Below are 24,921 nucleotides of genomic sequence, written 5' to 3' on the forward strand. Positions count from 1 at the left end.
GGAAGCACCAGGGAGGACTTATCACGATGAATGATGTCTTGGCAGTCGTTTTAGCAGGCGGTAAGGGAACTCGGCTTGAACCCCTCACTCGCGAACGCGCCAAGCCGGCGGTCCCCTTCGGTGGTATCTACCGGATTGTCGATTTCACCCTGTCCAACTGCATCAACAGCGGTATTCGCCGCGTCCTGGTACTCACTCAATACAAGGCGATGAGCCTGAATCGCCACCTTGGCACCGGCTGGCGGCACCTCCTTTCCCGCGAGTTAGGCGAATTCATCGACGTCGTTCCCCCACAACAACGCATCGACGACCAGTGGTACCGCGGCACCGCCGATGCCGTCTATCAGAACATCTACACGCTCGAAAAAGAACGTCCCGAGCATGTCGTCATTTTGGCTGGCGACCATATCTACAAGATGGACTACTCCAAGATGGTCGACTTCCACAAAGAGAATAACGCCGATCTCACCATCGCCGCCCTTCGGGTGGGCGTGGACGATGCCAAATCCTTCGGCGTCATGCAAACCGATGAGCAGAACCGCATCATCGGCTTCGAAGAAAAACCTGCCGAGCCCAAAACGATGCCTGGTAGCGACACGCAGTGCCTAGCCTCGATGGGTATTTATGTCTTTAATGCTCACTTTCTCTTCGACCAACTCTGCCAGGACGCCACCATCCAGCATTCCGCGCACGATTTTGGTCGCAATATTATTCCGTCGGTTATCAAATCACATCGGCTGATGGCGTATCCCTTCATCGATGAGAACTCCAAAGCGGATCTCTACTGGCGGGACGTCGGTACCCTCGACGCTTATTATCAGTCCAATCTGGAACTCACCGATGTCGAGCCCCTGTTGAATCTTTACGATTATCACTGGCCAGTACGCACCGACCAGCCTAATCTGCCCCCGCCAAAATTCGTATTCAACGAACCCTCCGGCCGCCGCGGCATGGCCACCGACAGCATCGTGGCCGCTGGCACGATCATTTCCGGTGGCAAGGTGGATCGCTCGATCCTCTCCCCAAGAGTTCGCGTTGAGGAGCGTGCTGAAGTGACTGGCTCGATCTTATTTCGCGGAGTCCAAATCGGCAAAGGCGCCGTCGTTCGCAATGCTATCATCGACAAGTATGTGCAAGTCCCCGACGGTGCCCAAATCGGCGTCGATCTGGAACTCGACGCTCGCCGCGGTTTCACGATCACCGAAGGAGGCATCGTGGTAGTTCCCGTGATCGAAGCGGTGGAAGAGATCTTCTCGCGGACATAGAGGACACGCTCCCCTGCGGGGCCACGGCTAAACTGTTGGCCGCAACGCGGCTGTCGAGTCCTGCTCGTCAATAGCGGAGCGCGTTATTGTCCCTCCCGCTAAATCCACCACCAAACGATCGCGTCATACGTTCGATCACCCAGCCACTTTCGCGCAAACATCATCGGCCGCGCCATCTTTCCTACCACGTAACGTGTTTTCGGCCGCCTGGACCTGATAGCCTTCGAAACCGTTCTTGCCACTGCGCTAGCCGGCGAACCGTTTCCTTCTTTGTACGCCTCGGTGCTGGCCACCTTTATCTTTTCGGCGATGCCACCATAAGCCGTGTTGCCGGATCGCTTCATCATCGGACCGATCATCGAGTCGTCGAATTCCGTTTCGATGACGCCCGGCTCAATAATGATGACTTGGATTCCGAAAGGTGCCGTCTCCATGCGCAAGCAATCAGACCACCCTTCCAGGGCATGTTTCGAACCGTGATACCAGGCTCCTAAAGGCATATACATCTTGCCCGCCATCGAGGAGATATTCACGATCTTGCCGCGGGCCTTGGCACGCATGTGTGGCAGCACGGCCTTGGTCATCCGTGCGAGTCCAAACAGATTCACTTCAAACTGATATTTGGCATCCTCCATGGGGGTATCTTCTACGGCACCAAAATTGCCAAATCCGGCGTTGTTCACCAGCACATCGACGCCACCATGCTCGCTCAATATCTGGTCGATCACTCGTGCGACATCTTCTTCCTTAGTAATGTCCATTTCAAGAATAATTGCCCCAAGCGATTTGAGATCAGCCATCATCTCAACTCGACGCGAGGCACCATAGACTACCATCCCATCGGCTAGCAACCTCTCCGCGATTGCTTTGCCAATCCCAGACGACGCCCCTGTTACCAGCGCCACGGATTTTTTCTCTGTCATAGAATCTCTACTCGAATGTTGTTGCTGTACTTGGAAGCGGTTCACTATGCACCACACAAAGCTCTACAATCGACTGCATTTGTAGTGCGATTCTAGCCACGGACTGGCAGGGATGAAACGCGGAATTCAGAGTCTAGTTTACACACAAATCCTCTTCGTGGGTAAAACTGTGACTTAGGCCTGGCAATGTGGCATTCACTGCGAATCTGCTGGCCAGCACCTCCACACTTGTTAGCCGCGACGCGCCCAGCGAGTAGTTCTCGCTAGAGCGGAGCGCGCAACGCGTCAATGCTTCTCAAATCGTAGAACCTGATACCCCAACATCCCCTTGCGACTCGCCTTCTCCAACAAACTTGTGGCACGTGTAAACAACTCAACCTCTCTCGACTTCGGCCAGTCACTGGCACTGGCTGCGAGAAACTTATACGTCGGCAACGTGTTCTCAGTGACGTCCATTGCCTTAGTGAGCCTTAACCCATTGGCCTTGGCGAGTTCTCGATAGCGATCTAGCGAGCAAGTAAGATCAATCTCCCCATAGCTCCATTGGACTGCCTCATCCGCCGAGAAATCGATCGCATCCAGATACTCGGCAGCCCTCTCACTGGGCACAAAATCCGAAAGCGTCAGATTCCCTCCAGGTGCCAGCAAGCGACTTGCCTCGGCAACGAAAGCGGCACGGTCGAAATGGAACACACTCTCTACAGCCAGAACGACATCACAACTGGAGTCATCAAGCGGAATCCGGGCCGCATCGGCCTGGACAAACTCGATCGAGTTGATTCCACACGGTCGCACCAACTCGGCAGCGCGTTCAAGTTGCCGCGGATCTATATTCACCCCCACAAGCTGCAACTGACCAAAGCGCTCACTCAAACTCGCAATTGTCCCGCCGAAGCCGCACCCTACGTCGACGATCCGCATCCCGTCGTCAATCCCGGCCGTATTGCAGAGTACTCTGCAAAGATGCTCAGCAGCCTCGCCGTATTCCTCAGGTGTACAAACAGCCCGAGGCGGTTCTTCCCAATAACCCCAATGCACGTGCCGACTAAAAGCGGCTGCTGTGCGCGAATCGCCATTGGCCAATCGCTGTAGCAAGCCATCAATGTAAGGCGGATTATTGGGTTGAGCTGTCATGTGAGGAAAGATCCGGCCAACGAATGGAGAGAGTTTGTATGCATCGATGGATCGAAACGAATCAATTCCAGGACTACTCGTCGATCTCCGCATCGTTCACTATCAGCGGTTCACCCTTCGCAGGAATGATCTCGACGTTCTCCAGCTTGATTCCCTCAACGTGCCGAATTTCAAGGCCCGCCCTATCTGAGGTGATTTTCACATTCTCCAACAACACGTTCTTGATCGGACTCTCAGGCAGACCCACAATGAACCCGGCATCTTTGGTACTGGTGGCCGTCAGGTTGCGAATCGTAATGTTGCTATATGCCGGTGTCGTTTCAGTGAGCGGTTTAGGCTCTTCAATCGGCGGAATTTTTGGGTAATAGCACGTGATCCTGATCGCCCCCGCCACATCCTTCATTGTGATGTTTTCGTAGAGCATATTCGTTACGGGTCCGCCCTTCTTACGGTCGGTCTTGATCCGGATACCGTTGTCGGTTCCCTCAAAGGTACAGTTCCGCACCACGAGATCTTTCACACCCCCCACGACTTCGCTGCCGATAGAAATGCCATGCCCATGTTTTATAGTGCAATCCTCCACGAGTAGGGTTTCGGCAGCGAACTCACGGTCTGGATGGGCATCGCCACTCTTGACCGCCACGTTGTCATCACCCACGTCGATCAAACACCGTCGAATAATCACATTTCGGCACATACTCGGGTCAATCGCGTCGGTATTAGGAGCGCGTTCGGGCGCGAAGAACTTAGCGTCTTCTACCACAACGTTCTCACAGTCCGTCGGCACGAAGTGAAATTTTGGGGCATTTTGAATCGTCACACCGCGGACCGTGAGATCCTTCACTCGAGTCAGGACAATTAAATTCGGTCGGGGCAGCGTATAACCAGATTTTTTCTGGCGGGCCTCCTCGGCGTCAACCCACCACTTCTGGCCCGAACCGTCGATGGTGCCTTCGCCTTCAATCGTGACATGCTCCAAATCCTTGCCGGTGAAAAAGTGATTGAATTGGCCCGGCTTGTCCGTGCGAGCATAATCGGCCGGATCGTCGGTAGCCTTGAGTGTGGCACCTTTTTCCAGTCTCAAGGTAGTTTCGGTGCCGATGGTGAGTGGCTTGCACAAGTACGTTCCGGCCGGCAAAAGCACCGTACCACCCCCTGCCTTGTCACATTCGTCGAACGCCTCCTGCACGGCATCGGTATCCAGCGTCACGCCGTCCCCTTCGGCACCATGATCACGTACGTTGTAAACCGTCTCTGCAAAGGCGGGCGAACAGCACTCAATCAATAGGATAACGGAAGCAGTCAGGCAAAAACGAAAGGCAGTCATATTGGAACTCCGTTTGAGGCTAGAGCTATCAGAACACAGGATTCGGGGTTTATCTAGGAATGTACCTAGAGCTGTTTCACGCCAGGGGTGGACCCATTGTAACAATGGATATCCTCCTCATCCGTGTCTATAGTGTGGGGTTTTTTGCAAAAGTCGGCCCATCGATCGATTCGCAAGCGAGATGCGCTTCAATGTTGGAAACGAAATGCGCAAACAGGCTGGCATAGAATTGCAGAAAAGCTCTTAAAAGTCACAGGCGATCTGTGACGAGGATCTACGAATCCCCATTTCTCTCAGCCGTGGCCGGCACAGAATGGTCAGTACCAACTAGATTCGATACAACTCCATTGACATTTCTGCCTACGAGCCAATATGTTTTCAAGGTCCCCTTCCCCTTCACTTCCACTTCCCCACGTTCCTCGACGACGAAGTCACCATCGAGTCTCTCGGCGACCTGCTCCGAGAGCTGAATCTTACCCGGGAGGCTACTCATCTCCAGGCGGCTGGCGGTATTCACGGTGTCACCCCAAACGTCGTAGGCAAATTTCTTGACTCCGATCACTCCCGCCACTGCCGGACCAGTATGGATACCTATACGAATGCTGACCGGCTCGCCGGTTGCCCGATTGCACGCTTCTACCGCTTCGATCATATCAAGGGCCATAGCAGAAACCGCCTTGGTGTGACCCGCTCGCTGGACCGGAATTCCGCCAGCGATCATGTAGGCATCGCCGATCGTCTTGATCTTCTCAAGTCCATGCTTTTCAGCCAAGTCGTCGAAGGCCGAGAAAAGACAGTTCAGATGGTCCACCAGTTCCTTTGGTGGCACTCTTTCTGAGAGGGCCGTGAATCCGACAATGTCAGAAAACAACACCGTGGCCGACTCAAAATAGTCGGCGATAATCGAACGGTCTTCTTTGAGCCGTTGGGCGATTGAAGTCGGCAAAATATTCAAGAGCAACAATTCCGATTTCGCGCGTTCCAACTCCAACAACGCCTCCGCCTTCTGGGCCGCGTCGCTATAGAAAAACGACATAATCGCGAGAATAGCGAAGGCACTCGCCACATTGATTATCTGAAATGCTTCTCTTGCTCCAGAAGCCATTTCTGCCGTCTCACCCAATTTCACATGGGGGAGGTTCCAATATTGAACCTGATAGTAAAAACCCAAGAATGAGATCAGGCAAACGAAAAACAAGATCACCGGAATGTACATCACATTCTTGAAATTCATTAAGAACGTGAACGCGACAATTACCAGCAGATAGTATTGAAATCCATAGTCCCAGCCCAAGAAATAGACGGCTAGAAACTGATGAATCAGCACTTCCGTCGAGCCGAGTATGACGGCGGTCAGCATGGCTCCCCATCGGTACAGAATCGTGATACTGAAGATCCAGAAGATCACGCTGCCAACATTGATCAGACTGAGCGTCGGAAAATCCAACCACCAGAAAACGAAAACCCACGACAGATGCAAAAGGAGTGCGATGTAGTTGGCGATGATCATCGAAAGATACATTCGATAATCGTACCGCTCGACATTGTCCGGCACCTTCAGCAGAACATCCAATATGGGCTTGAGACGTCGCCCCAATGCTTGAAGGAAGGGTTGCATGCTGTTGGTGGGGCAAAGGGGAATAAGAAACGGCTGATGCGAGGACTATCATGATTATAGCACCCAAATTCGCATTTCCCAAATGGCAGCCGCATGTCGTTGATCCGCCTTGGCAGGTGGCTTTCCGCAAATCTCAGCCAAGCGACAGCGCCCCACCCCCACAGTAGTCCGGATTTCCAAACGTCTCGATCTGATGCCCAAACCCATGGGCTAATGACATCAAGAGCCGATTGTGATTCACCTCTTTCAACTTCACCGAACGACCCATGGAAAAATCGAGCCCCCCTCCTACCAACACAAAAGGAATGTTGTCCATCGTGTGCGAGTTCCCCTTGCCCAACTCGTTAGTCCACACGATCAGGGTATTGTCGAGCAATGATCCCGGACCTCCCGGCTCGGGAGTCTCCGCTAGCTTCTTCACCAACAACGCAACTTGCTCACAAAACCAATGGTTGATTTTGGTCAATTGCTCTTGAGCCGTGGCGTTGTCATCTGGCTCATGCGAAATTGTGTGGTGCCCTTCCTCGATACCCAGCCAACTCATGCGTGCCTGACCCACTGAGTTCGTGTATTGGAGCGTCGCCACGCGCGTAAAATCGTTCTGAAAGGCGTTGACCATGAGCTCGATCTGCATCCGGCTCAACGTCGGCATGTTTTCCTGCTTATGCTCGACACCCGGATCAAGCTCCGGCTCGGCATGCGCGATATCGTGGTCGCCGGTTTCTTGTAGTGACTTTTCGAATTCGCGTACAAACGTGGCATGCTGGTCAAGCAGTCGTTGATCATCAGTGCTTAATCGATTGCGAACCTGTCGAAGATCGGCTTGGAGGTCATCGAGGATGCTCGCGATATTCTCACGATCTTTCATCTCGCCATACATTTTTGAGAACATCTGATACGGATCGTCGATCGGCGCAATCGGGCGATTGGGGCCCGCATACACCATACGAGTCCACGTGTCGGCACGCTCTGGGATGAGTACCCCAAACTCCAAAGAACCGAAGCGGGTATGGGTCGCTTCCTTGGCTTGGAGATAGTTTTTGATTTCTTGATCGATCGAAAGTCCACTCGACCAGCCCGCTGGCGTATCACTCCCTCCTTGGATATTTCCCGGAAAGAGTTCACTCCCCGTCAGTAGACAACCCATCCCCCGCATATGGCTGTCGCCATCCCCTCGCAGCTTATCACACACTCCATGGAGAATGAGCGAGCGATCCTTAAACGGTTCCAGGGGGGAGAGACTCTCTTTCAGCGTAAACTCAGTCCCCTCCTCGTCAGGCCAAAAGGTTTTCGGCACAACTCCGTTGGGAGTAAACAGAATCACCAATCGCTGCTTGCGGGCACCTTGATTGGCAAATCCCAGGCTGGGAGTATTGCCTAGAAAAGGAACCGCGGCTGCGCTCAGACCTAGCTTCCGCAAAAAGTCGCGACGATTGTTAAAGTGAGTCATAGTACTTCTCTTCTACTTGAAAACACGTGTTGAGCCCTCGATCCCCAGTCTATTCGTTCTTTTCCTTACAACAATCAATAGCCAGAAAGAACCCAGCGCGCTACAACGTCACACCCTGGAAAGTTTCCTGCGAGATTCAAGTACAATTTATCGTGCCTCTTTGTGCTTTTTGTGGCAATAGTTTGACCATCTTTGCCCGCTCCCTTTAGAACAAATACTAATCTCGATCGGCACTTATCCGTTCAATCTCAGCATCATCACGCCCACGCATACTGGACGCCACCGCAATCTCGATTACAAGCTTTTGAATATTATAGTCTTGTTTCACAAAGCTACGAGTCAATCGCTGCTGCATTTCTGGTCCGTAGGCTTGAATTGACTGTTGCACAAGGTAGTGGAATAGCTGCTCCACAAATGCTTCATGGACTTCCTCGCTCGATGCGAGAAACTCCGCCAAGTCACGTGCTCCGGCGAGTGTCACAGCCTCCCCTTCTCGTGCCTGGTACACACCTACGTCGTCGATTACTTTGTCGTCCTCATGATCACGGTAACGGCCCACCGCGTCAAATCGTTCGAGTGTAAATCCCAGGGGGTTGATCAAATGATGACAGGTCATGCAACTCGCCGGTTTGGTTTGCAAGGTGACTCGCTCGCGCGTGGTCAACTCAGGATGCAATCTTGCAGCAAGCGGCGGTACTGCCTCTGGAGGAGGTTTTAAGGCTTGACCCAGCACACGCCGTACCAGAAATACCCCGCGCAGAATCGGCGATGTGTCCTCCGGATGGGCAAACCGTGCCAGCACATAGGGATGCGTCAACACCCCCGCCCGGCGACCGCCATCGATCTTCGACTTAGAAAACTCTTCGGAGTCGTTCAATTCCGATTCCCCATAGAACCGGGCGAGCCGCTTGTTTAGGAACACCTCATCGGCCAAAAACAGCCGACGATAGTCTGATTCCTCCGACCAGACGACCTCATCGAGAAATACTTCAAGTGAGGTACGCAAATCGGCAATCGTCTCGGCATCGAATTCCGGAAACCGCTCTGGATTCTTTGTCAGGTCCACTTGCGAATCAACGTCCAGCCACGTGAGCAAGAAATCTTGTAGCTTCGATCTGGCGCGCATGTCGCCTAGCATACGCACGGCCTGCTTTCGAACCTGTTCTTCGGTCGCCAGCTTTCCCTTGTCTGCCGCAGCAAGCAGTTTCTTGTCTGGTTGACTATCCCACAACGTAAACGCCAGCCGGGAGGCAACGTCGTAGGCAGAGGGTTCAGCATCAACTTCGCGGTACAAAAACCGTGGGCTCATCAAGATCATCAACTCTGCCCTTCGCAAGGCAAGCTGCGGATCGTCGATTTCCTGAAAATGTTGCGTCACATATTTTTGCTTCAATTCAGGAGTGAGTGGCTGGCGAAACGCACTCTCGGCCAGTTTCGTTGCGAAACCTTCTAGCGTCTCCCGCGTCGATACATTGCCCCTTTTGGTTAATTGTGCTAGGTGCGCGTCGAGATAGTTGGCCGCCTCAATCGCAGCGCCCGTGGTTGCCTCTTCCCATGCCTGGGAAATGGTCGTTCCCCGCTCCCATCCATAGCTGCGATCATCTGGAGGAAACGGCGTCGTGCAAACAAACGACTCTGGAACTGCTTGAGGCGAAAGGAACCGTTTGGGAATCGTTTGTAGCGTTCCATGCGGTGGCTCCCACAGCAACCGAATTGAAGCTGCCTTGGTCAAGAATTCTTCTCTATCGAATTTCTTGTCCTGCACGCCTTGATTGCTTACCGAGAACTGGACCCGCACGGGGTAACTCCTCCCCCCGATCAGAAAAACCTTTGCTTCAGAATTGCTTCCCTCCCCAGATTGTATCCAGGCATCGATTATCGGATCGCTATTGTCGTTCACCCATAGTCGTGCCGATCGCTCGGTTCGTACGTCGAATCGATACCAACCCGTCGCGGCAGCATAGATCGATCCCGACCAAAGAACCGAGTAGTGACCCTTGTCTTTACCACCTTCAACTGGCGGAGAACCCGTGAAATCGAATTCAACCGTTTGGTCCACACGAGTCAGTGCCAACTCGCCTCGTGGTTTCGTCTCGCTTCCCTGACGACCCAAGTAGTATTCACCCTTGAGTCCCTCGCCTCCTTGCCACTGCACGGCCTTTGCAAAGCCGCCAACCAAATCTGCCAAAACTCGGCGATGCTGCTTCACAGTGAGGCGTGCCAAATCAATCTCCGGCAACTTATTTCGCGACTGCGCCACGGGTGAGTAAAATTCACGATGAGCATACTCAGCAATCGACCGGGCCTCTTCGACAGAAAGTGTTTCTGGATCATCCTCCGGCATCGTCAGCCGAATCAGCTCCGCAAGCTGTGCCACGGAAAGATCGCCCCGCAGGGGATCGGGGTAATCTTCTGTGCCACTTCCTGCCTCCCCATGGCACCGCACACAGTTCGCTGTAAAAAGGTGCGCGCCTTGGAGGTCGACTCCCTGCGTGATCCCCACTCCCCAAAAAGAAAGTAGCAGGCAGCCTACACCAAAAGCGGTTTGATGCGAGCGAACGAGAAAAGAGTCGCTCATTGAGAACCTCGACACAATAACATGGAAAAACGACTCTCTGATTCTACTTCACAATTCACAACCCGACAACGCTCCTCCAGTGAACCACAGGAGAACTGCAAAGTCATATACACTGAATCCCGAATGCCCAACGACGAATGACCAAGACTTAAGAGTTTTCTGCCGAAATTGGTCATGGGAAATTGCACATTGGTCATTATTCAACATTCAACTCATGCGACGAACTTTGCAGTTCTCCTGCTGTAAACCACGACCCCGCACGTCGAGAACTCCCCAGTACTACATGAGGTCGCATCGATATCGCCTAGCTCATCATTCTGAAATTGGCCGCTTGTAAAAAAAACGACAAATCAAGGCAGCAGTTTCGCTCCCATCAGGAAGGGCTTGGTATAATGAATTCCTTCGAGGTCCGGAATTGTTCTGGGCCCGATCACCGTTTGGAAACTATTCGACAGTCAGTGTTGCTCGGAAACTGGAGCGTGAAATGGGCGGAACTCGATGGATCTTGGTGTTTCTTATTGGGCAAATGTCCATTTGTTTAGAAGCGGCAGCAGCTCTGCCCGCTCGCAATCCGCTCGACGCAAGCATTCCCAAGTTTGACTGGTCGATGGAACTGCAAGACGTCGTCTCGATCCCCAACAGCAACAATCAAGCGCCGCGCCTGGAATTCCTCACCGGGGGAGGTGCCCCTGGGCTGGCCTACGTGCTTGACCAGCGCGGGAAGATCTACTCGTTCGACACTGGCGCAGGAAGTCCCACTCCCGTGACTTTCTTGGATCTCACCACTGCCGTTCCGGCTTTCCGTGATGGCTTTCAGCAAGGTTTGCGAGGCTTGGCATTCCATCCGGACTTCAACAATTCAGGCACCGATGGTTATCGCAAGTTCTACACTTCACACAGTCGCACAGCTTTTGGCGGGCCGTTAGTCGGCAATCCAGTCATCTTTGGTGCACCCTCTCCACCCGGCGTCGACCATGATTCGATCGTTGGCGAGTGGACCGTCAACGCCAATGGCACCGTCGACACCAGTTCCTATCGAGAATTGCTCTATGTCGGTCAAACTAACAGTGATCACAATATTGCCCAGATCGGATTCAACCCCAATGCTAGCTCAGGCGAGCCCGATTTCGGCAAGCTCTACATTGCCTTAGGAGATGGCGGCGGTCCGCAGGACCCCTTCAATCTTGCTCAAAATCTCTCCCAACCACTCGGTTCCTATCTGCGTATTGATCCGCTGGCCGCGGGAGCCAACCCATTCTCGGTCCCTGGCGACAACCCCTTTCGCACCAGCAATGATCCAGCAACCGCGCGAAACTTGATTTGGGCCAATGGTCTTCGCAATGCCCACCGGTTCACCTTCGATACGGCGGGCGACGGCAAAATGCTTATCACCGACATCGGTCAGGGAAGTATCGAAGAAATCAACTTGGGCGTCGCGGGAGCAAATTATGGCTGGGACCTACGAGAGGGTACGTTTCTTACAACAGGCAATCCCAACGAAGTGGACAACCTACCAGCCAACCACACGACTGACGGCTTCACCTACCCCGTCGCTCAGTACGACCACATAAACAATCTGGTCAACGGCAGCGTGGCGATCGTCGGTGGCTCCGTCTACCGTGGCACCCAGGTGCCACAACTTACAGGACTTTATCTCTTTGGAGAGTTCGCCACGAACTCCGGACCGATCTTCGCCGTGGACGTCGACGAACTTTTCCAGCGCGATGATTTTACCAATCTCACGAATCTCAACAACGGGCACCTGGCACCGTTTGCCGAGGTTCAGCTCACCAGTGGCGGGGTCGAGAAAACCCTCTTGCAAATCATTGCTGATGAGACGGGACAAAATGAGTCACGAACTGACCTTCGCTTCGGAGTCGGTCCCGATGGTGAAATCTATGTTCTCAACAAACACGATGGTGTCGTTAGAAAGATAGTCAGCGTCTCGGGCATTCTTGATGGCGATGCCGATCGCGATGGCGACGTCGACGGACGTGACTTCCTGACCTGGCAACGCAACTTCGGCAAGAGTGGCGACTGGAGCGATGGTGACTTCAATGCCAGTGGCATGGTCGACCAGGCAGACCTCGCCCTCTGGCAAGCGGAATACGGCAACTCTGCTGCCCTAGCGTCGTCGCGATCAGTCCCCGAGCCAACAATCATCTCGTCCTGTTTGATCGCTCTCATGGTCGCAAGTCTGTCGCGCAAGCTCTTAGTTTAATCATGCCGTATCTTACAAGACTTTTGATGAAATCGCTTCCGTGCATCCTGATAGCGTGTTCGCTGCTGGTCATAGCAACAGAAGAATCTGTCGCTGCGCCGGTCGTGGACGGCACCGCTGTTGGAGACGAGATGTACTACGGCGCCGCTCGATCGGTTCAGAACACGAACACACAATACGGCAATGCCACCAACGGAGACTTTCGCTATGCCAACGGGGGTTCGGAGATCGATCAAGTCTTCGCTACGATCACTGGAGACCGTCTCTACGTGCTCATCGCTGGTAATCTGGAATCAAACTTTAACAAGCTGGAAATCTTTATTGACGCCATGCCAGGTGGCATGAATCAGTTGGTTGGCTCAAATCTCCCAGCCGAGGTCGATCCCTATTGTTGTCCCGGGAGCTCCCCCTCCACCGGTGCTCTCCAACAACTCCATGGCCTGCGGTTCGACGCGGGGTTCGAGGCCGATCGGTATGTCACTTTTTCCAACGGCAATCATCAGTTTGGCGACCCGATGAATCCCGTTGACATCTACACCCTGTCGGCCTTCTACGCAGATCTCACCGCAGGCGCTGGGGGACAGAAGAGCGAGATCGGTTTTCAGCGCAATGCTTTCGGCTTCGAGCCTGGTCTAGCCCAAGGGGAGCCGATTGACCAATTCAACAATGGCTGTTCTAGCCCCGCCGACACTTCCTGCAACCCAGCAGAACACGAGTTCGCCGAACCCGTCGACACCGTCAACGATCCCAACAACACCCGTGGCCACCGCGACCTAGCCAATGACATCGGCTTTCTCATGGCAATCAACAACAGCAATACACAAGGGGTCGTGTCGGGCTCGGGCCCCACGGGCGGAGATCCCCAGAATGTGATGACCGGCATCGAGTTTTCGCTGCCGCTGGCCGAGCTAGGAAACCCCACTGGCCCCGTCAAAATTGCCGCGTTTATTGGCAATGGCTCTCACAGCCATCTCTCGAACCAATTCGCTGGAGTGGGAATTCTGCAAGGAAACTTGGGAAACAACTTCGGATCGATCAATCTGGCCAACATCCCAGGTGAGCAGTTCGTCACTGCCACTCGCTCCGCTGATTTCAATCGAGATGGCATCGTCGACGGCAGGGATTTTCTAGTTTGGCAACGAAGTCCCGCTACGGGAAGCTTGGCCGATTGGCAAGCAAACTATGGCTCTCCCAATTCGCTCAGGGCCAATACAACGACCGTCCCCGAGCCCTCAGCCTTCGCTCTATTCGTGGTAGCAGGAATCTTCGCTTTCGCAGCCTTGCCACGTGAGTCCACGCAGCAAGACTCTAGTACTACTACGCAAGGTTGAACCAGAACGGCACAACGATAAGAGTCTGAGAATCGCAAAATTCTCCGGCATCTTCACAGCCGGCGCCCTGACTGCTGTTGATTCGTTGTAGAATCCGTTCCCGCGCGAACCATGATGAAGCGATTACCATGCAGCATTCTAAGTTCTTGTTGTGTTCGTCGCGGTTAATTCGACCCTGCGCTGTAGTGCTAACATACATCCCTGCCACACTCTTGACGGCACTTTCAGGGAACTAACCCGCACACCGACTCCCGATCACACCAGCAACTCTCTCACCACCTGACCATGCACGTCGGTGAGTCGGAAGTCGCGTCCCGCGTAGCGATACGTCAGCTTCTCGTGATCGAAGCCCAGGCAATGCAACATCGTGGCGTGCAGGTCGTGAACATGCATCGGCTTTTCCTCGGCTTTGAAACCAAACTCATCGGTTGCACCGTGAATATATCCGCCGCGCACTCCACCACCCGCCATCCACACCGTGAACCCGTGGTGGTTGTGATCACGACCGTTCATCTTGCCTTCGTTGAGACCCTCTTTGGGGAGTTCTACCACCGGCGTGCGGCCAAACTCGCCCCCCCAGAGAACGAGCGTTTCATCCAACAACCCACGCTGCTTGAGATCGGCCAATAGCGCACCAATCGCCCGGTCGCACTCATTCGCCAATTTGCGATGCAGGCTAGCTATGTCATCGTGATTGTCCCAGGGTTGACCGTGGCCGTGCCAGACTTGTACAAACCGCACACCGCGCTCCACCAAACGGCGGGCAATCAACATCTGCCGACCTTGCACTCCGGAGCCATAAAAATCGCGAATGTGTTGCGGCTCACGCGTAACATCAAACGCGTCGGTCGCTTCCATCTGCATTCGATAAGCCAACTCAAACGAATTGATCTGGGCCTCCAGTTGTGGGTCATCCTGCCGACTCGCGGCATGTTGCGCATTGAGTTCCAATAGCAGATCCAGTTGCTGTCGTTGATCGCTGCGGGAAGTGCGCTTGTTTTCGATATTCTCGATCAGCCGGTCAATGCTCTCGTGTTGGGTGTCAATGTGAGTCGCCTGATAAACACCGGGCAAAAATCCGGCCTGCCAATTCTGTGATTCTTGAATCGGATAACCACCGGGGCACAACGCCACGAAGGCTGGCAAGTTTTGATTGCCGCTTCCTAGGCCATAGGTCACCCAAGAACCAACACTCGGTCGAATCAGCCGCCCATCGCCGCAATTCATCAGCATCAACGATGGCTCATGATTCGGCACGTCGGCATACATCGAACGCACCACCGAGATGTCGTCAATTCGCTCAGCGACATGCGGAAACAATTCGCTAACCTCAATGCCGCTCTCACCGTAGCGATTGAATTTAAATGGCGAAGCGAGCACGCCCCCCGTGGGACGCTCCGATTTCAAATTCTCGTAAGGCAGCGGCTTGCCGGCATACTTATTGAGGATCGGTTTCGGATCGAAGGTGTCGAGATGCGAGGGCCCCCCATTCATGAACAAATGGATAACGTGCTTCGCCTTCCCCGCAAAGTGGGGAGTCCTGGTCGCCAGTTGATCGGCAGCAGCAAGAGCAGATTCGCTCTGTAACCCACTGAGCATCAATCCGCCCATTCCCATCCCGCATTTGGCGAAGAAATCGCGACGAGAGACAACAGGCATTGAGCAGATAGACATGTCTTCCTCAGTCGATAAACAGGAACTCGTTCGATACCAACAGCACTTGAGCAAACTGGGTCCACAGATCGAGCGGCTCAGGTTGTGGGCCATGAAAATCTTGCTGCGACGACCAATGTTGCATCCCTGAGCCTGATTCCAAGGAAAGCGCAACCTTCCATTGAAAAGTATCCCAACCTGCATTGCCTCGGCAACCCACGACAAAATCAATCGTCTCGTCAGATTCCACCACCGGCAACTCAACGCGAGTCACTTTTTTGCCTTGCTCGACAATCCAACTGGCAATCACTCCAAGCCGAGAAGAAACAATCGTCGTCTCGATCCCATCCCCATTTTCACTGGGACGCTCAATCTCGCCAGTGATCAACAACTTGCCACCCTCCGGTGCCGTCCAGCGCCGTATCGAGCAACAATCACTCTTGTTGCCGGGATGCCCTCCTTCGGGTGTCACCGAGACGTACCCGAATTCTTGTTCCGGAAACTCGTTTTTCGCCTGCCAGCGGTTTTCGACGAAGTGCGCGAGGGGCACAATCGCCACGTTGGCACGATTGCTGACTAACTTGATTTTGCCGTAGCCGAAACTCCATTCGTCGGCTGGCAAGGGCTGAGGATCACCTCGATTGAGAAATACTAGGGCCTGTTCTATTTCGCTTGCGCTCGGTTCTCGCGTCAACACTCGGCGATAGAGCTCCGCAATTCGCTCGCTAGGCTCGTCAGAAGTTAAATGCGAAACCAAGTCCCGGGCTACTATTTGCATCATCGGATTATTGAGTAAAAAAAGTGCTTGCTGAGGAACGAGGGTATGCGCCCTCTCCGGCGAGTGAGTGTCGGGACTCGCGAAGTCGAAGGCACGGAACACTCCAGGAAGATTCTGTCGATCGATGTGGGCGTAAAGGGAGCGCCGCGCTCCTCCCTCTTCGGTATCAATCCGCTCCGACTCACCTCCTACTCGCTCTTCCAGACGCCCCGAGACTGCAAGCAATCCATCACGCAGCGCCTCAAAGTCACGCCGACGCCGATTCATCCGACCCCACAACTGGTTCTCGGGGTCGGCGGCCAGCGTAGCGGGGTCAGCCTGCGAGGATTGGCGATAGGTACTCGAGGTGACCAATTCCCGCACCAGCCACTTGAGCGACCAACCTTTGCTCATGAAATCAGTGGCCAACAAATCGAGCACCGCTTGCTGCCGAGGAATATCGCTACGGAGCCCGAAATCACTTGCCGTGCCGACAAGCTGCTCACCAAACAGGTGTCCCCACACCCGGTTCACAAATACCCGCGCCGTTAGCGGATTCTCGGGACTGGCGATCGCTCGCGCGAGCTCCAACCTGCCACTGCCAGAGGTTACGGGCTGCGCTGAAACTGTGAAAAATTTCGGAAATCCCCGCGCGATCGGTTTGCTACGATTCTGGGCATTACCTCGAATGAATACGCCCACGTTTTGTGGCTTGGCCTTGTCCACCAATCGCAGTGGCAAATCCTCATCTTGCAACTCTTCCGAACTGGCGAACATACCGTAGAGTGCGTAGTAATCTTCATCCGTGATCGGATCGAACTTATGGTCATGACACCGCGCACAAGCGACAGTTATTCCCATCATCCCTCGAAATACCACATCGATGCGGTCGGCGATGATGTCATGCGGATTGTTGATAAACCTTCGACCAAGCGTGACATACCCTTGCGCCGCCAAGTGCTGCCGCTCTTCATCCCCCTTTATCAGGGAATCGGCCGCGATCTGGTACATCATAAACTGATCGATCGGCAGGTCGTCGTTGAAAGCCCCGATCACCCAGTCACGATACTTGTAGGCGTTAGGAAAGTTACGATCTGCTGTGAACACATAACCCTTGGTGTCAGCAAACCGGGCCACATCGAGCCAATGCCGCGCCCAACGCTCGCCAAACTTCGGCGAGTCAAGCAATTCGTCGACCAATTTGTGATAGGCATCCGGCGAATCGTTCGCTTCAAATGCTTGCACCTGTTCCCAACTGGGCGGCAAACCCACCAGATCGAAATAGAGGCGACGAATGAGTTCACCGCGCGAAGCCTGAGCTGCTGGAGAAAGACCAGCTCGAGTTAGCTCCGCCGAAATCAGTTTATCGAGCGAGTTGGTTGCCCACGCATTTTCCAGATCTGGCAGAGCAGGTCGCACCGGCAGCTTAAATGCCCAGTGCAACTCGGCACGTGAGGCAATCGTCTCCAGAGTAGCCGCGCTCCCGTCCCGAGGATCAGGTGCACCGAGTTCTATCCACCGCTCAAAATCAGCGATCACCGCCTCCGGCAGTTTTCCCTCCGGAGGCATTTGCAGCTGAGGATCGTCATAACGAAGAGCGCGAAGCAGCCGACTAGCAGCAGGATCGCCCGGTGTGATTATCGCACCAGATCGTCCGCCGCGCAGTACGGCTGCGCGATTATCCAGCGTCAGCTCCCCCTCGACTTCGTCGGCATCGACCGAATGGCATTGGAAACATGATTCGACGAGTACTGGCCGAATTCGATTCTCGAACAGCTCGATGCCTACCGAAGATTCGTCGGCGCTTGCCCCGAGTCCACAATTCAATACCAGACAAGGAACGAACAGAATTCTTGCGACAAGCCGACACATGCAATGTTTGACCAGGCAGGAGGAATGGGGGGGACCCTCTTATTTTAATGAATTCCTCGCTCCCCGCAAACTCTACCTCCAAGCATCCCTACTAGCGTACTCCCCTCGCCACAAACACAGCTGCACACCCCAGCACTTCAACCGATACCTCTGCAAATCGTGCTCCAAGAGCTTTCTTCACTCCATCCAAATCATCCTTATCATTGGAAAAAATTCCCTGCTGGTTGTAATATCGCATCACTCGCTTCGCCAGAAAGTTTCGCGGTACGCCCCCTTGCAATAGTGTCGAACCAAATAGCACTCCATTCGGATTCATCACAGCCTGCAGATGATCGAAAACTACTCCTTTGGTATCCATCGTGCCAGGAAGGCAATGCAGCAGATAGTTGACGCCAACCGAATCAAACTTGGGCATCTCAGCTTCAATGGTTTCCAACACATTCTGGCGGTAAGTTTCCGGTCGGTACCGCGCAATCCGCTCCGCAGCATACGCCAAGGCATTCGCGTTAAGATCCATCAATCCAATGCGGGGGTCGGCCGAGAGAAATTGGCAGCAATCAAGAAAGTACCCTGTCCCCACTCCCACATCCAAGTGATTCGATGTAACGTGCTGGTTGTAATGCTCGAGCAATCGCCACGTCGGGCACCGCCAAACCAGACGATTCGAGAACCCCAACACCACCCAGTCATAAATCGAAAGCGTCCGCGGCGAATAAACCGCCTGCCCCGCGACAACCTGCTCCTGAGTTACACCATTCACTCCCCACTCACCCCCTCTAGCCGCCGGGCAACGCCCGGCCGGTCTTCCATGTACCCCACGCCACTACCGCCCAAGCCAGTATCACCAATGACGGCGGTTCAGGGACCGCTTGCGAAGCACGCATGGAGTTGATATCAATGCCCAACTGCCGCTGCCAAATTAGAATGTCTCTGCCATCGACGTCATGATCACCATCGGCATCCCCACCAGAAAAACGACTTGCTATAGTAGCACCATACGCCCCTTGCCAGATCGAATAGTCTTCTTCGTCCACTTTGCCATCGCTATTGAAATCACCGGGCAAAACCAAAGTGAGGGTCAACAAAGCATCGGAATGAAAATGTATGAAGGGAAAATAAGCCTCATCTTGAATATCGAAACTAAAAGGTGAACCGTCCGCCAGTAGTCCGCTCAGAGTCACGTCTCGATCTTCCAAGGTGAAAGGAACGTTTTCCTCGAGCATGTCCCTGATGTCTACTCCATCGACCAGAAACTCCGTACCAAATAGATGGGCACTACTTCCTTCTTCCGCAAACAACTGATCGCCTAGTGTTCCACCTAAAAGGGAAATCGTGCCCCCCGCATGTACTTTCAAGGGAGAGCCAATCGTTCCCGCTAAAATCTCAGCTGTTGCTCCATCATAAACATCCAGATCAACAACGTTCCCCCCTTTCACCACGACCGTGGTCCCGAAGTAGGCTTCTAGGGCTGCTGTCTCACCCCCGGCAACGATAACGTTTGCCCCCGCCGCTTCAAGATTCCATCCCACCGTAGCGCCTTCTTCAATTACCAATGTGCTCCCCCATCCGGCGTTGAAGTGACTGGCAAGGGTCGCACCGCTATCAACGATCAATGTCTGACCACCGCGGATTCCACTAGGAACGTTATCTGTGGATGCCAGTATCAGCGACGGCCCGACAGAGGGAAGCATCATACCATGCAGAGTTGTCGTTCCCGCCGCCAAACTGTCGAAGTTCTGGGGAGAAAGCACGAACGGTGTACCGTCGGCCAACGTACCGCTAAGCGTTCCTTGAAGAGCAGCAAGCGGCGTCACGCCATCGGGAATGAAGGGTACGCCGTCGAGACGAAATTCTCCACCCGACAGGTGAACTTCGCTTCCCGCAAATGCGTCGAAGCTGCCACCAAAGCTACCACCGATGAAATTCACTCTGCTCCCGTTTCGCGCTTCGAAGTAATGCCCCGCCACCCCGCCAGAGACATTCCAGGTGCTGCCACTGTTAGCGTAGAGATCGGTTTGAATCGTGCCGCCTGAGAGATTGATCGTACTCGTATCAATGGCCGCTAAACTCCCGTAGAGAAAGCCTCCGGTCACGTTGACCGTTGTGTTGCCATGGGCGGCAAACGCGCTGCTGATCGTGCCGCCGGAAACATTCACTTCGCTGTCGTAGGCATCCAACCCAAATCCAATCGCTCCCCCCGACAGGTTAATCACACTCCCCGGCAGGGCCTCCAGATCGCGACCAATCGAACCACCCAAGATGTTCAGCGTGGCCCCCGTTTCAAGAGTAAAATCTTGAGCGATCGTTCCCCCCATGAGATTGATCGTGCTTCCCGCATGAGCGTGCGAGTAGCGGCCGATCGATCCTTTTTCGAGATTCACGACCACTTTCGTACTCACCCCCGAAGAGTGCCCCGCGCGGAAATAGTCGCCAACCGTTCCCCCGTTGATGTTCAACGTGCTGTCCGTCAACAGGGTAAAATGGGTATCAATACTGCCCCCCGTCAAATCGACAGTCGTCCCATTGCGAACTTCGAAGAAGGTACCGATGGTTCCACTAGAGATTGCAATCTCGCCGCCGATTAGTTTTGCATACCGCTCGATCACGCCTCCTGTCATCGTGATCGAGGCATCAATCGCTTCGAGTTCTTCAGCGACAATGCCCCCTACTTGGACAATTAGGGAGCTATTCTGTCCCATATTAAAACTTTCGCCAACCACTCCCCCCGCATCAACAACGACTGTTTGACCATCGCGAATGCCTTTCGGCACAGGATCGATCGAGGCGGTAATGAAAGTTTGCCCCGGCGAAGGTACTGCCGCCTCATGTAGAGTCAGCACTCCGGGGTAGAATTTGTCGTTGCTGATCCATTGGTACTCGTCCCCGTAGATCAGAAACGCGAACGGGTTGCCATCCATAAACGTTCCGCTCAGGACAGAACCATCAGGAGGATCAAACTGCAAAGTGTCGCCGATGCTCTCTAAACCAATGATCGGCTCGCCATCAATTCGGAAGTCGCCTCCATAGATAGCGACTTGGCTCCCGCCAAATCCTCGAAAACCATCGTACACCACACCTCCGCTCAATCTCACATTACTGCCAAAGCGTGCGCCGAAGACCTCGTCGATTGTCCCTCCCGAAAAGTTAAAGGTGCTCCCTGAAAATGCGTCTGAGGAACGACCCATCCAGCCGCCGCTCATATTCACCACCGAACCACTACGGGCAGCGAAATCCCGTCCCACGGTTCCGCCGGTGATATTCATCTCCACATTGGTGCTGGATCCATTGGGATTGCCGGCACTAAATCCATTGGAAGTTACTCCGCCATCACCCAAGTTGAGTTGCGTATCGGAATCGATCTGACTGGGTGCCACATCAGGTGGGATGTTGAGTGTCGTTGTGAACTGTGCCCATGAAGTTTGGCACACAACGGACAGTATCGTCCAAGCAAAGAGGGATCGAAGCAGCTGAAACATCATGTGGCTGGTTGCAATGAAAAGATTAAGCTAGGCGTTACGACGATTCCACAGCCAGTTTATTCTACACCATTATCCTGTGAATTCCTAATATATCACTATCCTTGTAAACTGGTGTATGGAACCTAGCACGACGTGGATGTCAAGCAAAATCACGTGTTTTTCGGGAGCAATAGTCCCCCTCACACCCTAGCCGCCGGGCTACGCCCGGCAGGTCTTCCTCGCAGTGAACTGCACTCCCACTCACTGTGTCTTGCCAGAACAATTCCACTTTAACTCCAACGAAAACACAAGATGACTGCGATACCATGCTGGCAGATCGACGCCTTCACACAAGTTCCTTTTAGTGGGAATCCTGCCGCCATTTGTTGGATTGATTGTGATGCTCCTATTGAGTGGATGCAAGCCGTCGCCAACGAGATGAATCTCTCCGAGACCGCGTTTGTAAGGCGGCAAGCCGACGACTACAGCCTGCGATGGTTTACTCCCGAGGTGGAGGTGTCCTTGTGCGGTCATGCGACACTCGCCTCGGCGCATGCACTCTGGACTGCAGACCTTCATAGCCGCAAGGAGCCTATCCGATTTCATACACAAAGCGGCGTCCTCACGTGCCGGCTAACAGACGAGACCATCGAGATGGATTTCCCGTCAAAACCATCCCTCAACGCCGAGCCACCCGAAGGCCTGTTGGAAGCCTTGGGCTTGGAGTCCGTTGTTGAAGTCCGCAAGAATGGAATGGACCACTTGATCGTTGTCAATCGAGCCGAGACCGTCCGCTCTCTCAAGCCCGATTTCGGCAAACTGAAATCAATTCCCACACGAGGAACCATTGTCACCAGCGAGTCGGACGACGATAGCTACGATTTTGTGTCTCGGTTCTTTGCCCCGGCCGTAGGCATCGATGAAGACCCCGTCACCGGTTCGGCACATTGTTGCCTTGGACCCTACTGGGCTGCCGAGCTAGGAAAACGTGAGCTAGTGGCGTTGCAAGCCTCGCGGCGGAAAGGAGTCGTTCAAGTGCGCGTCGCTGACAACCGGGTCATCTTGGGAGGCCAGGCTGTCACCGTCTGGCGAGGTGAACTCGAAGCTGTTCCGTGCTAGTGCCAGGATCTGGGTTTTGCGACGGATAACTCATGCAAGATATCGAGTTGTGCCAGCTCTTCTGCGTCCTCAGCGCACTCGGTGGTTCATTTCCCCAACACCGAGAGAACGCAATCCCTCGTTGTTGCCCGCTTTGCATCCTCCTCGATTGTCTCGTATAAAACATGTGCAGACGATTATTAGAATAGCATCCTTTTCTTGAGAAAAACCTATGCCTTCCGTGCCCCAGCGTTATCTCCATGGCCCCGGCCCCTCGCCGGTGCCGGAATCTGTCCTCGCTGCACTAGCACTCCCCTGCATCGGACACATGGATCCCCAGTTCATGCGGATCATGAACGAGATCCGCGAAATGCTCCAGCAAGTCTTTCAAACCGAGAATGAAATGACACTCCCCTGCTCCGGCACTGGCTCGGCCGGGGCCGAAATGCTCATGGACAACCTCGTCGAGCCGGGCGACATCTGCCTGATCGGAATCAACGGGGTCTTTGGTCAGCGCCTCACAGAAAAGGCACGCCGCGCAGGGGGAACGGTACACAATCTCACCGCACCGTGGGGACAGGTCTTCGATCAAGACGAAGTGGTCGCCGCCATCGACGAGCTAAAACCAAACATCGTGATGCTGGTCCATGCTGAGACCTCCACCGGCGCACTGCAGCCCTTCGATCGGCTGGGCGACGCGGTCCACCGACATGGCGGCCTCCTGCTGATGGATTGCGTTACCTCGTTGGGTGGCCTGAGAGTGAAGATCGACCAATGGGGCGTGGATGGCGCTTACTCAGGAACACAAAAGTGTCTGTCGTGCCCCCCCGGCCTGGCGCCGGTCACACTCAGCGAACGTGCAATGCACAAACTCAATCATCGCAAAACGACCGTCAACTCTTGGTATCTCGATCTCCGCTTAGTGGGAAACTACTGGACCGGCATCCGTGCCTATCATCATACGGCGCCCGTCAACATGAACTACGCCTTGCACGAGGCATTGCGAATCATTCTCGACGAGGGCCTGGAAAACCGCTTCGCCCGCCATCAGCAGGCGCACGAGTCGCTAAAGTCGGAACTGACCAACCGCGGCTACACTTACGCCTCCGACCCCCAGAATTCACTTCCGATGCTCAACCTCGTGAACGTCCCCACAGAAATCGAAGACGAGGCAGCCATCCGACGTAGACTGCTAGAGGAACATCACCTGGAAATCGGCAGCGGCCTCGGCGACCTGGCCGGCAAGTGCTGGCGCATCGGTCTCATGGGCCACGGCGCCCGCGAAGAATGTGTGCAAAGAATCGTCACCGCACTCGATGCCGTGGTTCCACAATGACTGGGTGGCCTTGGGTTCGCGGTTCGCTCGTTCGATCAGTCCAATTATTCGTCCCGCAGCAAGTCGACATGCTTTGCTAAAACTCATCCAATTTTCTTGAAAGTTTTGACTGCCGGCCCAATTTGCAGCTCGGCTTGCAAAAAAACCTCAACTTGAAGGCAGGTCCTCGAACCTCACAAGCAAGTTTCTCAGCGTTGCAAAGCTTGCAATACCGCTACAACTGAGGGGTCACCTAACCATAATTGCAGAAAATCAACAGGAAACCCATTGAACAGTCAGGTTTTGCAGCTACAATATATGTATCTGCAAAACCCTCTACGCACACGACCCTAGCGAGTTCCACATATATGTCGAAAGTCACAATTACCCGGGATGAATTCCTCGCGGACCGTCAGGGAAGAACCTTCGCCGATGTGCTAAACGACCCTGAGCAACCTTTCGAAGAAATGCTCACCTTTTTTAGTGATGAGAACCGTCAACGACGGATGGAAGAATCCGAAATTCACCACGATCGTGCTCCTATGGCGGGAGTAGTGCGTGAACTTGAATCTTTACCAGCTATTAACCAGTTTCTCTCGGAAATCCATGCACAACGAACTCAACGATTGCGGCAAGCGATTGGCGTCCTCGTACGTATCATCATGCAACGCCGCGGTTGGAAGAAAACTGGTAAGAAGGGCTCCCTAGGAGTCCGCGCCGAGGCGTCTTCGCATGTCCCGGCCCATAACACGGGTGGATTGGCTCTGTGGTTTGTCCGAGCCGAACGCTACGAGCTTGCAGAAGGAATGCCGTTCCGACCGGTATCAGCAAGATCTAAAGAACTACAGGCAGGACGAACAAAGCAATCGTCTGCCAAGTGTTAAAGCTTGTGAAGGATCAAATCTCACGTCTCTCGTAAAA

Annotated in this window: 16 protein-coding genes; 6 read left to right on the forward strand and 10 right to left on the reverse strand. The window is 54.0% G+C overall.

Translation table 11 applies throughout. The features are described 5' to 3' along the window. Nucleotides 1-26: 26 nt before the first annotated feature. A complete protein-coding gene (gene glgC / locus Pr1d_RS25345) occupies nucleotides 27-1,265 on the forward strand; it encodes a glucose-1-phosphate adenylyltransferase (protein WP_148076142.1) in 1,239 nt (412 codons plus the stop codon). A 98-nt stretch (nucleotides 1,266-1,363) separates the two neighbouring features. Here the strand turns inward: glgC and Pr1d_RS25350 are convergent, their stop codons facing one another. The 6 genes from Pr1d_RS25350 to Pr1d_RS25375 form a co-directional block, all read right to left on the reverse strand. Next, nucleotides 1,364-2,188: an oxidoreductase gene (locus Pr1d_RS25350; protein ID WP_148076143.1), complete on the reverse strand. Its 825-nt coding sequence runs from the start codon at nucleotides 2,186-2,188 to the stop codon at nucleotides 1,364-1,366. Between the two features lie 285 nt (nucleotides 2,189-2,473). After that, nucleotides 2,474-3,322 (reverse strand): class I SAM-dependent methyltransferase, encoded by an 849-nt coding sequence (locus tag Pr1d_RS25355; protein WP_168205484.1) that lies wholly within the window; start codon nucleotides 3,320-3,322, stop codon nucleotides 2,474-2,476. Nucleotides 3,323-3,395: 73 nt separating this feature from the next. Then, nucleotides 3,396-4,649 (reverse strand): glycoside hydrolase family 28 protein, encoded by a 1,254-nt coding sequence (locus Pr1d_RS25360; protein ID WP_148076145.1) that lies wholly within the window; start codon nucleotides 4,647-4,649, stop codon nucleotides 3,396-3,398. A 274-nt stretch (nucleotides 4,650-4,923) separates the two neighbouring features. After that, nucleotides 4,924-6,267: an adenylate/guanylate cyclase domain-containing protein gene (locus tag Pr1d_RS25365; RefSeq protein WP_148076146.1), complete on the reverse strand. Its 1,344-nt coding sequence runs from the start codon at nucleotides 6,265-6,267 to the stop codon at nucleotides 4,924-4,926. Nucleotides 6,268-6,400: 133 nt separating this feature from the next. After that, nucleotides 6,401-7,717 (reverse strand): DUF1552 domain-containing protein, encoded by a 1,317-nt coding sequence (locus Pr1d_RS25370; RefSeq protein WP_148076147.1) that lies wholly within the window; start codon nucleotides 7,715-7,717, stop codon nucleotides 6,401-6,403. A 217-nt stretch (nucleotides 7,718-7,934) separates the two neighbouring features. Next, on the reverse strand, nucleotides 7,935-10,295 hold the full coding sequence (locus Pr1d_RS25375; protein ID WP_148076148.1) for a DUF1592 domain-containing protein: 2,361 nt from the start codon (nucleotides 10,293-10,295) through the stop codon (nucleotides 7,935-7,937). Between the two features lie 484 nt (nucleotides 10,296-10,779). Between Pr1d_RS25375 and Pr1d_RS25380 the strand changes: the two genes are divergently transcribed. After that, on the forward strand, nucleotides 10,780-12,516 hold the full coding sequence (locus tag Pr1d_RS25380) for a PQQ-dependent sugar dehydrogenase (RefSeq protein WP_148076149.1): 1,737 nt from the start codon (nucleotides 10,780-10,782) through the stop codon (nucleotides 12,514-12,516). 26 nt (nucleotides 12,517-12,542) lie between these two features. Then, nucleotides 12,543-13,847, forward strand: coding sequence for a hypothetical protein (locus tag Pr1d_RS25385; protein WP_148076150.1), 1,305 nt, complete (start codon nucleotides 12,543-12,545; stop codon nucleotides 13,845-13,847). Between the two features lie 255 nt (nucleotides 13,848-14,102). Here the strand turns inward: Pr1d_RS25385 and Pr1d_RS25390 are convergent, their stop codons facing one another. The 4 genes from Pr1d_RS25390 to Pr1d_RS25405 form a co-directional block, all read right to left on the reverse strand. Then, on the reverse strand, nucleotides 14,103-15,521 hold the full coding sequence (locus Pr1d_RS25390) for a DUF1501 domain-containing protein (protein WP_148076151.1): 1,419 nt from the start codon (nucleotides 15,519-15,521) through the stop codon (nucleotides 14,103-14,105). Nucleotides 15,522-15,528: 7 nt separating this feature from the next. Next, nucleotides 15,529-18,129: a PSD1 and planctomycete cytochrome C domain-containing protein gene (locus Pr1d_RS25395; RefSeq protein WP_148076152.1), complete on the reverse strand. Its 2,601-nt coding sequence runs from the start codon at nucleotides 18,127-18,129 to the stop codon at nucleotides 15,529-15,531. Between the two features lie 91 nt (nucleotides 18,130-18,220). Beyond that, nucleotides 18,221-18,889, reverse strand: a complete 669-nt coding sequence (locus tag Pr1d_RS25400) for a class I SAM-dependent methyltransferase (RefSeq protein WP_148076153.1) — start codon at nucleotides 18,887-18,889, stop codon at nucleotides 18,221-18,223. Between the two features lie 16 nt (nucleotides 18,890-18,905). Next, a complete protein-coding gene (locus tag Pr1d_RS25405; protein WP_148076154.1) occupies nucleotides 18,906-21,608 on the reverse strand; it encodes a hypothetical protein in 2,703 nt (900 codons plus the stop codon). 291 nt (nucleotides 21,609-21,899) lie between these two features. Here Pr1d_RS25405 and Pr1d_RS25410 point away from each other — a divergent pair, with 291 nt between their 5' ends. The 3 genes from Pr1d_RS25410 to Pr1d_RS25420 all read left to right on the forward strand — a co-directional run bounded on the left by Pr1d_RS25410 (nucleotide 21,900) and on the right by Pr1d_RS25420 (nucleotide 24,884). Further along, the gene (locus Pr1d_RS25410) at nucleotides 21,900-22,706 is read left to right on the forward strand and encodes a PhzF family phenazine biosynthesis protein (RefSeq protein ID WP_148076155.1); all 807 of its coding nucleotides are present in this window, start codon (nucleotides 21,900-21,902) and stop codon (nucleotides 22,704-22,706) included. A 211-nt stretch (nucleotides 22,707-22,917) separates the two neighbouring features. Next, nucleotides 22,918-24,021: a pyridoxal-phosphate-dependent aminotransferase family protein gene (locus Pr1d_RS25415; protein WP_148076156.1), complete on the forward strand. Its 1,104-nt coding sequence runs from the start codon at nucleotides 22,918-22,920 to the stop codon at nucleotides 24,019-24,021. A gap of 347 nt (nucleotides 24,022-24,368) precedes the next feature. Further along, complete coding sequence (locus Pr1d_RS25420; RefSeq protein ID WP_148076157.1) at nucleotides 24,369-24,884, forward strand: hypothetical protein; 516 nt, start codon at nucleotides 24,369-24,371, stop codon at nucleotides 24,882-24,884. The last annotated feature ends 37 nt before the right edge of the window (nucleotides 24,885-24,921 follow it).

The organism is Bythopirellula goksoeyrii, from assembly GCF_008065115.1.
Lineage (GTDB): Bacteria > Planctomycetota > Planctomycetia > Pirellulales > Lacipirellulaceae > Bythopirellula > Bythopirellula goksoeyrii.

What these genes read in the sequence shown, in the direction of transcription:
- glgC (WP_148076142.1), top strand. Translation starts at nt 27, where the DNA reads ATGAATGATGTCTTGGCAGTCGTTTTAGCAGGCGGTAAGGGAACTCGG.
- Pr1d_RS25350 (WP_148076143.1), bottom strand. Translation starts at nt 2,188, where the DNA reads ATGACAGAGAAAAAATCCGTGGCGCTGGTAACAGGGGCGTCGTCTGGG.
- Pr1d_RS25355 (WP_168205484.1), bottom strand. Translation starts at nt 3,322, where the DNA reads ATGACAGCTCAACCCAATAATCCGCCTTACATTGATGGCTTGCTACAG.
- Pr1d_RS25360 (WP_148076145.1), bottom strand. Translation starts at nt 4,649, where the DNA reads ATGACTGCCTTTCGTTTTTGCCTGACTGCTTCCGTTATCCTATTGATT.
- Pr1d_RS25365 (WP_148076146.1), bottom strand. Translation starts at nt 6,267, where the DNA reads ATGCAACCCTTCCTTCAAGCATTGGGGCGACGTCTCAAGCCCATATTG.
- Pr1d_RS25370 (WP_148076147.1), bottom strand. Translation starts at nt 7,717, where the DNA reads ATGACTCACTTTAACAATCGTCGCGACTTTTTGCGGAAGCTAGGTCTG.
- Pr1d_RS25375 (WP_148076148.1), bottom strand. Translation starts at nt 10,295, where the DNA reads ATGAGCGACTCTTTTCTCGTTCGCTCGCATCAAACCGCTTTTGGTGTA.
- Pr1d_RS25380 (WP_148076149.1), top strand. Translation starts at nt 10,780, where the DNA reads ATGGGCGGAACTCGATGGATCTTGGTGTTTCTTATTGGGCAAATGTCC.
- Pr1d_RS25385 (WP_148076150.1), top strand. Translation starts at nt 12,543, where the DNA reads ATGAAATCGCTTCCGTGCATCCTGATAGCGTGTTCGCTGCTGGTCATA.
- Pr1d_RS25390 (WP_148076151.1), bottom strand. Translation starts at nt 15,521, where the DNA reads ATGTCTATCTGCTCAATGCCTGTTGTCTCTCGTCGCGATTTCTTCGCC.
- Pr1d_RS25395 (WP_148076152.1), bottom strand. Translation starts at nt 18,129, where the DNA reads ATGTGTCGGCTTGTCGCAAGAATTCTGTTCGTTCCTTGTCTGGTATTG.
- Pr1d_RS25405 (WP_148076154.1), bottom strand. Translation starts at nt 21,608, where the DNA reads ATGATGTTTCAGCTGCTTCGATCCCTCTTTGCTTGGACGATACTGTCC.
- Pr1d_RS25410 (WP_148076155.1), top strand. Translation starts at nt 21,900, where the DNA reads ATGACTGCGATACCATGCTGGCAGATCGACGCCTTCACACAAGTTCCT.
- Pr1d_RS25415 (WP_148076156.1), top strand. Translation starts at nt 22,918, where the DNA reads ATGCCTTCCGTGCCCCAGCGTTATCTCCATGGCCCCGGCCCCTCGCCG.
- Pr1d_RS25420 (WP_148076157.1), top strand. Translation starts at nt 24,369, where the DNA reads ATGTCGAAAGTCACAATTACCCGGGATGAATTCCTCGCGGACCGTCAG.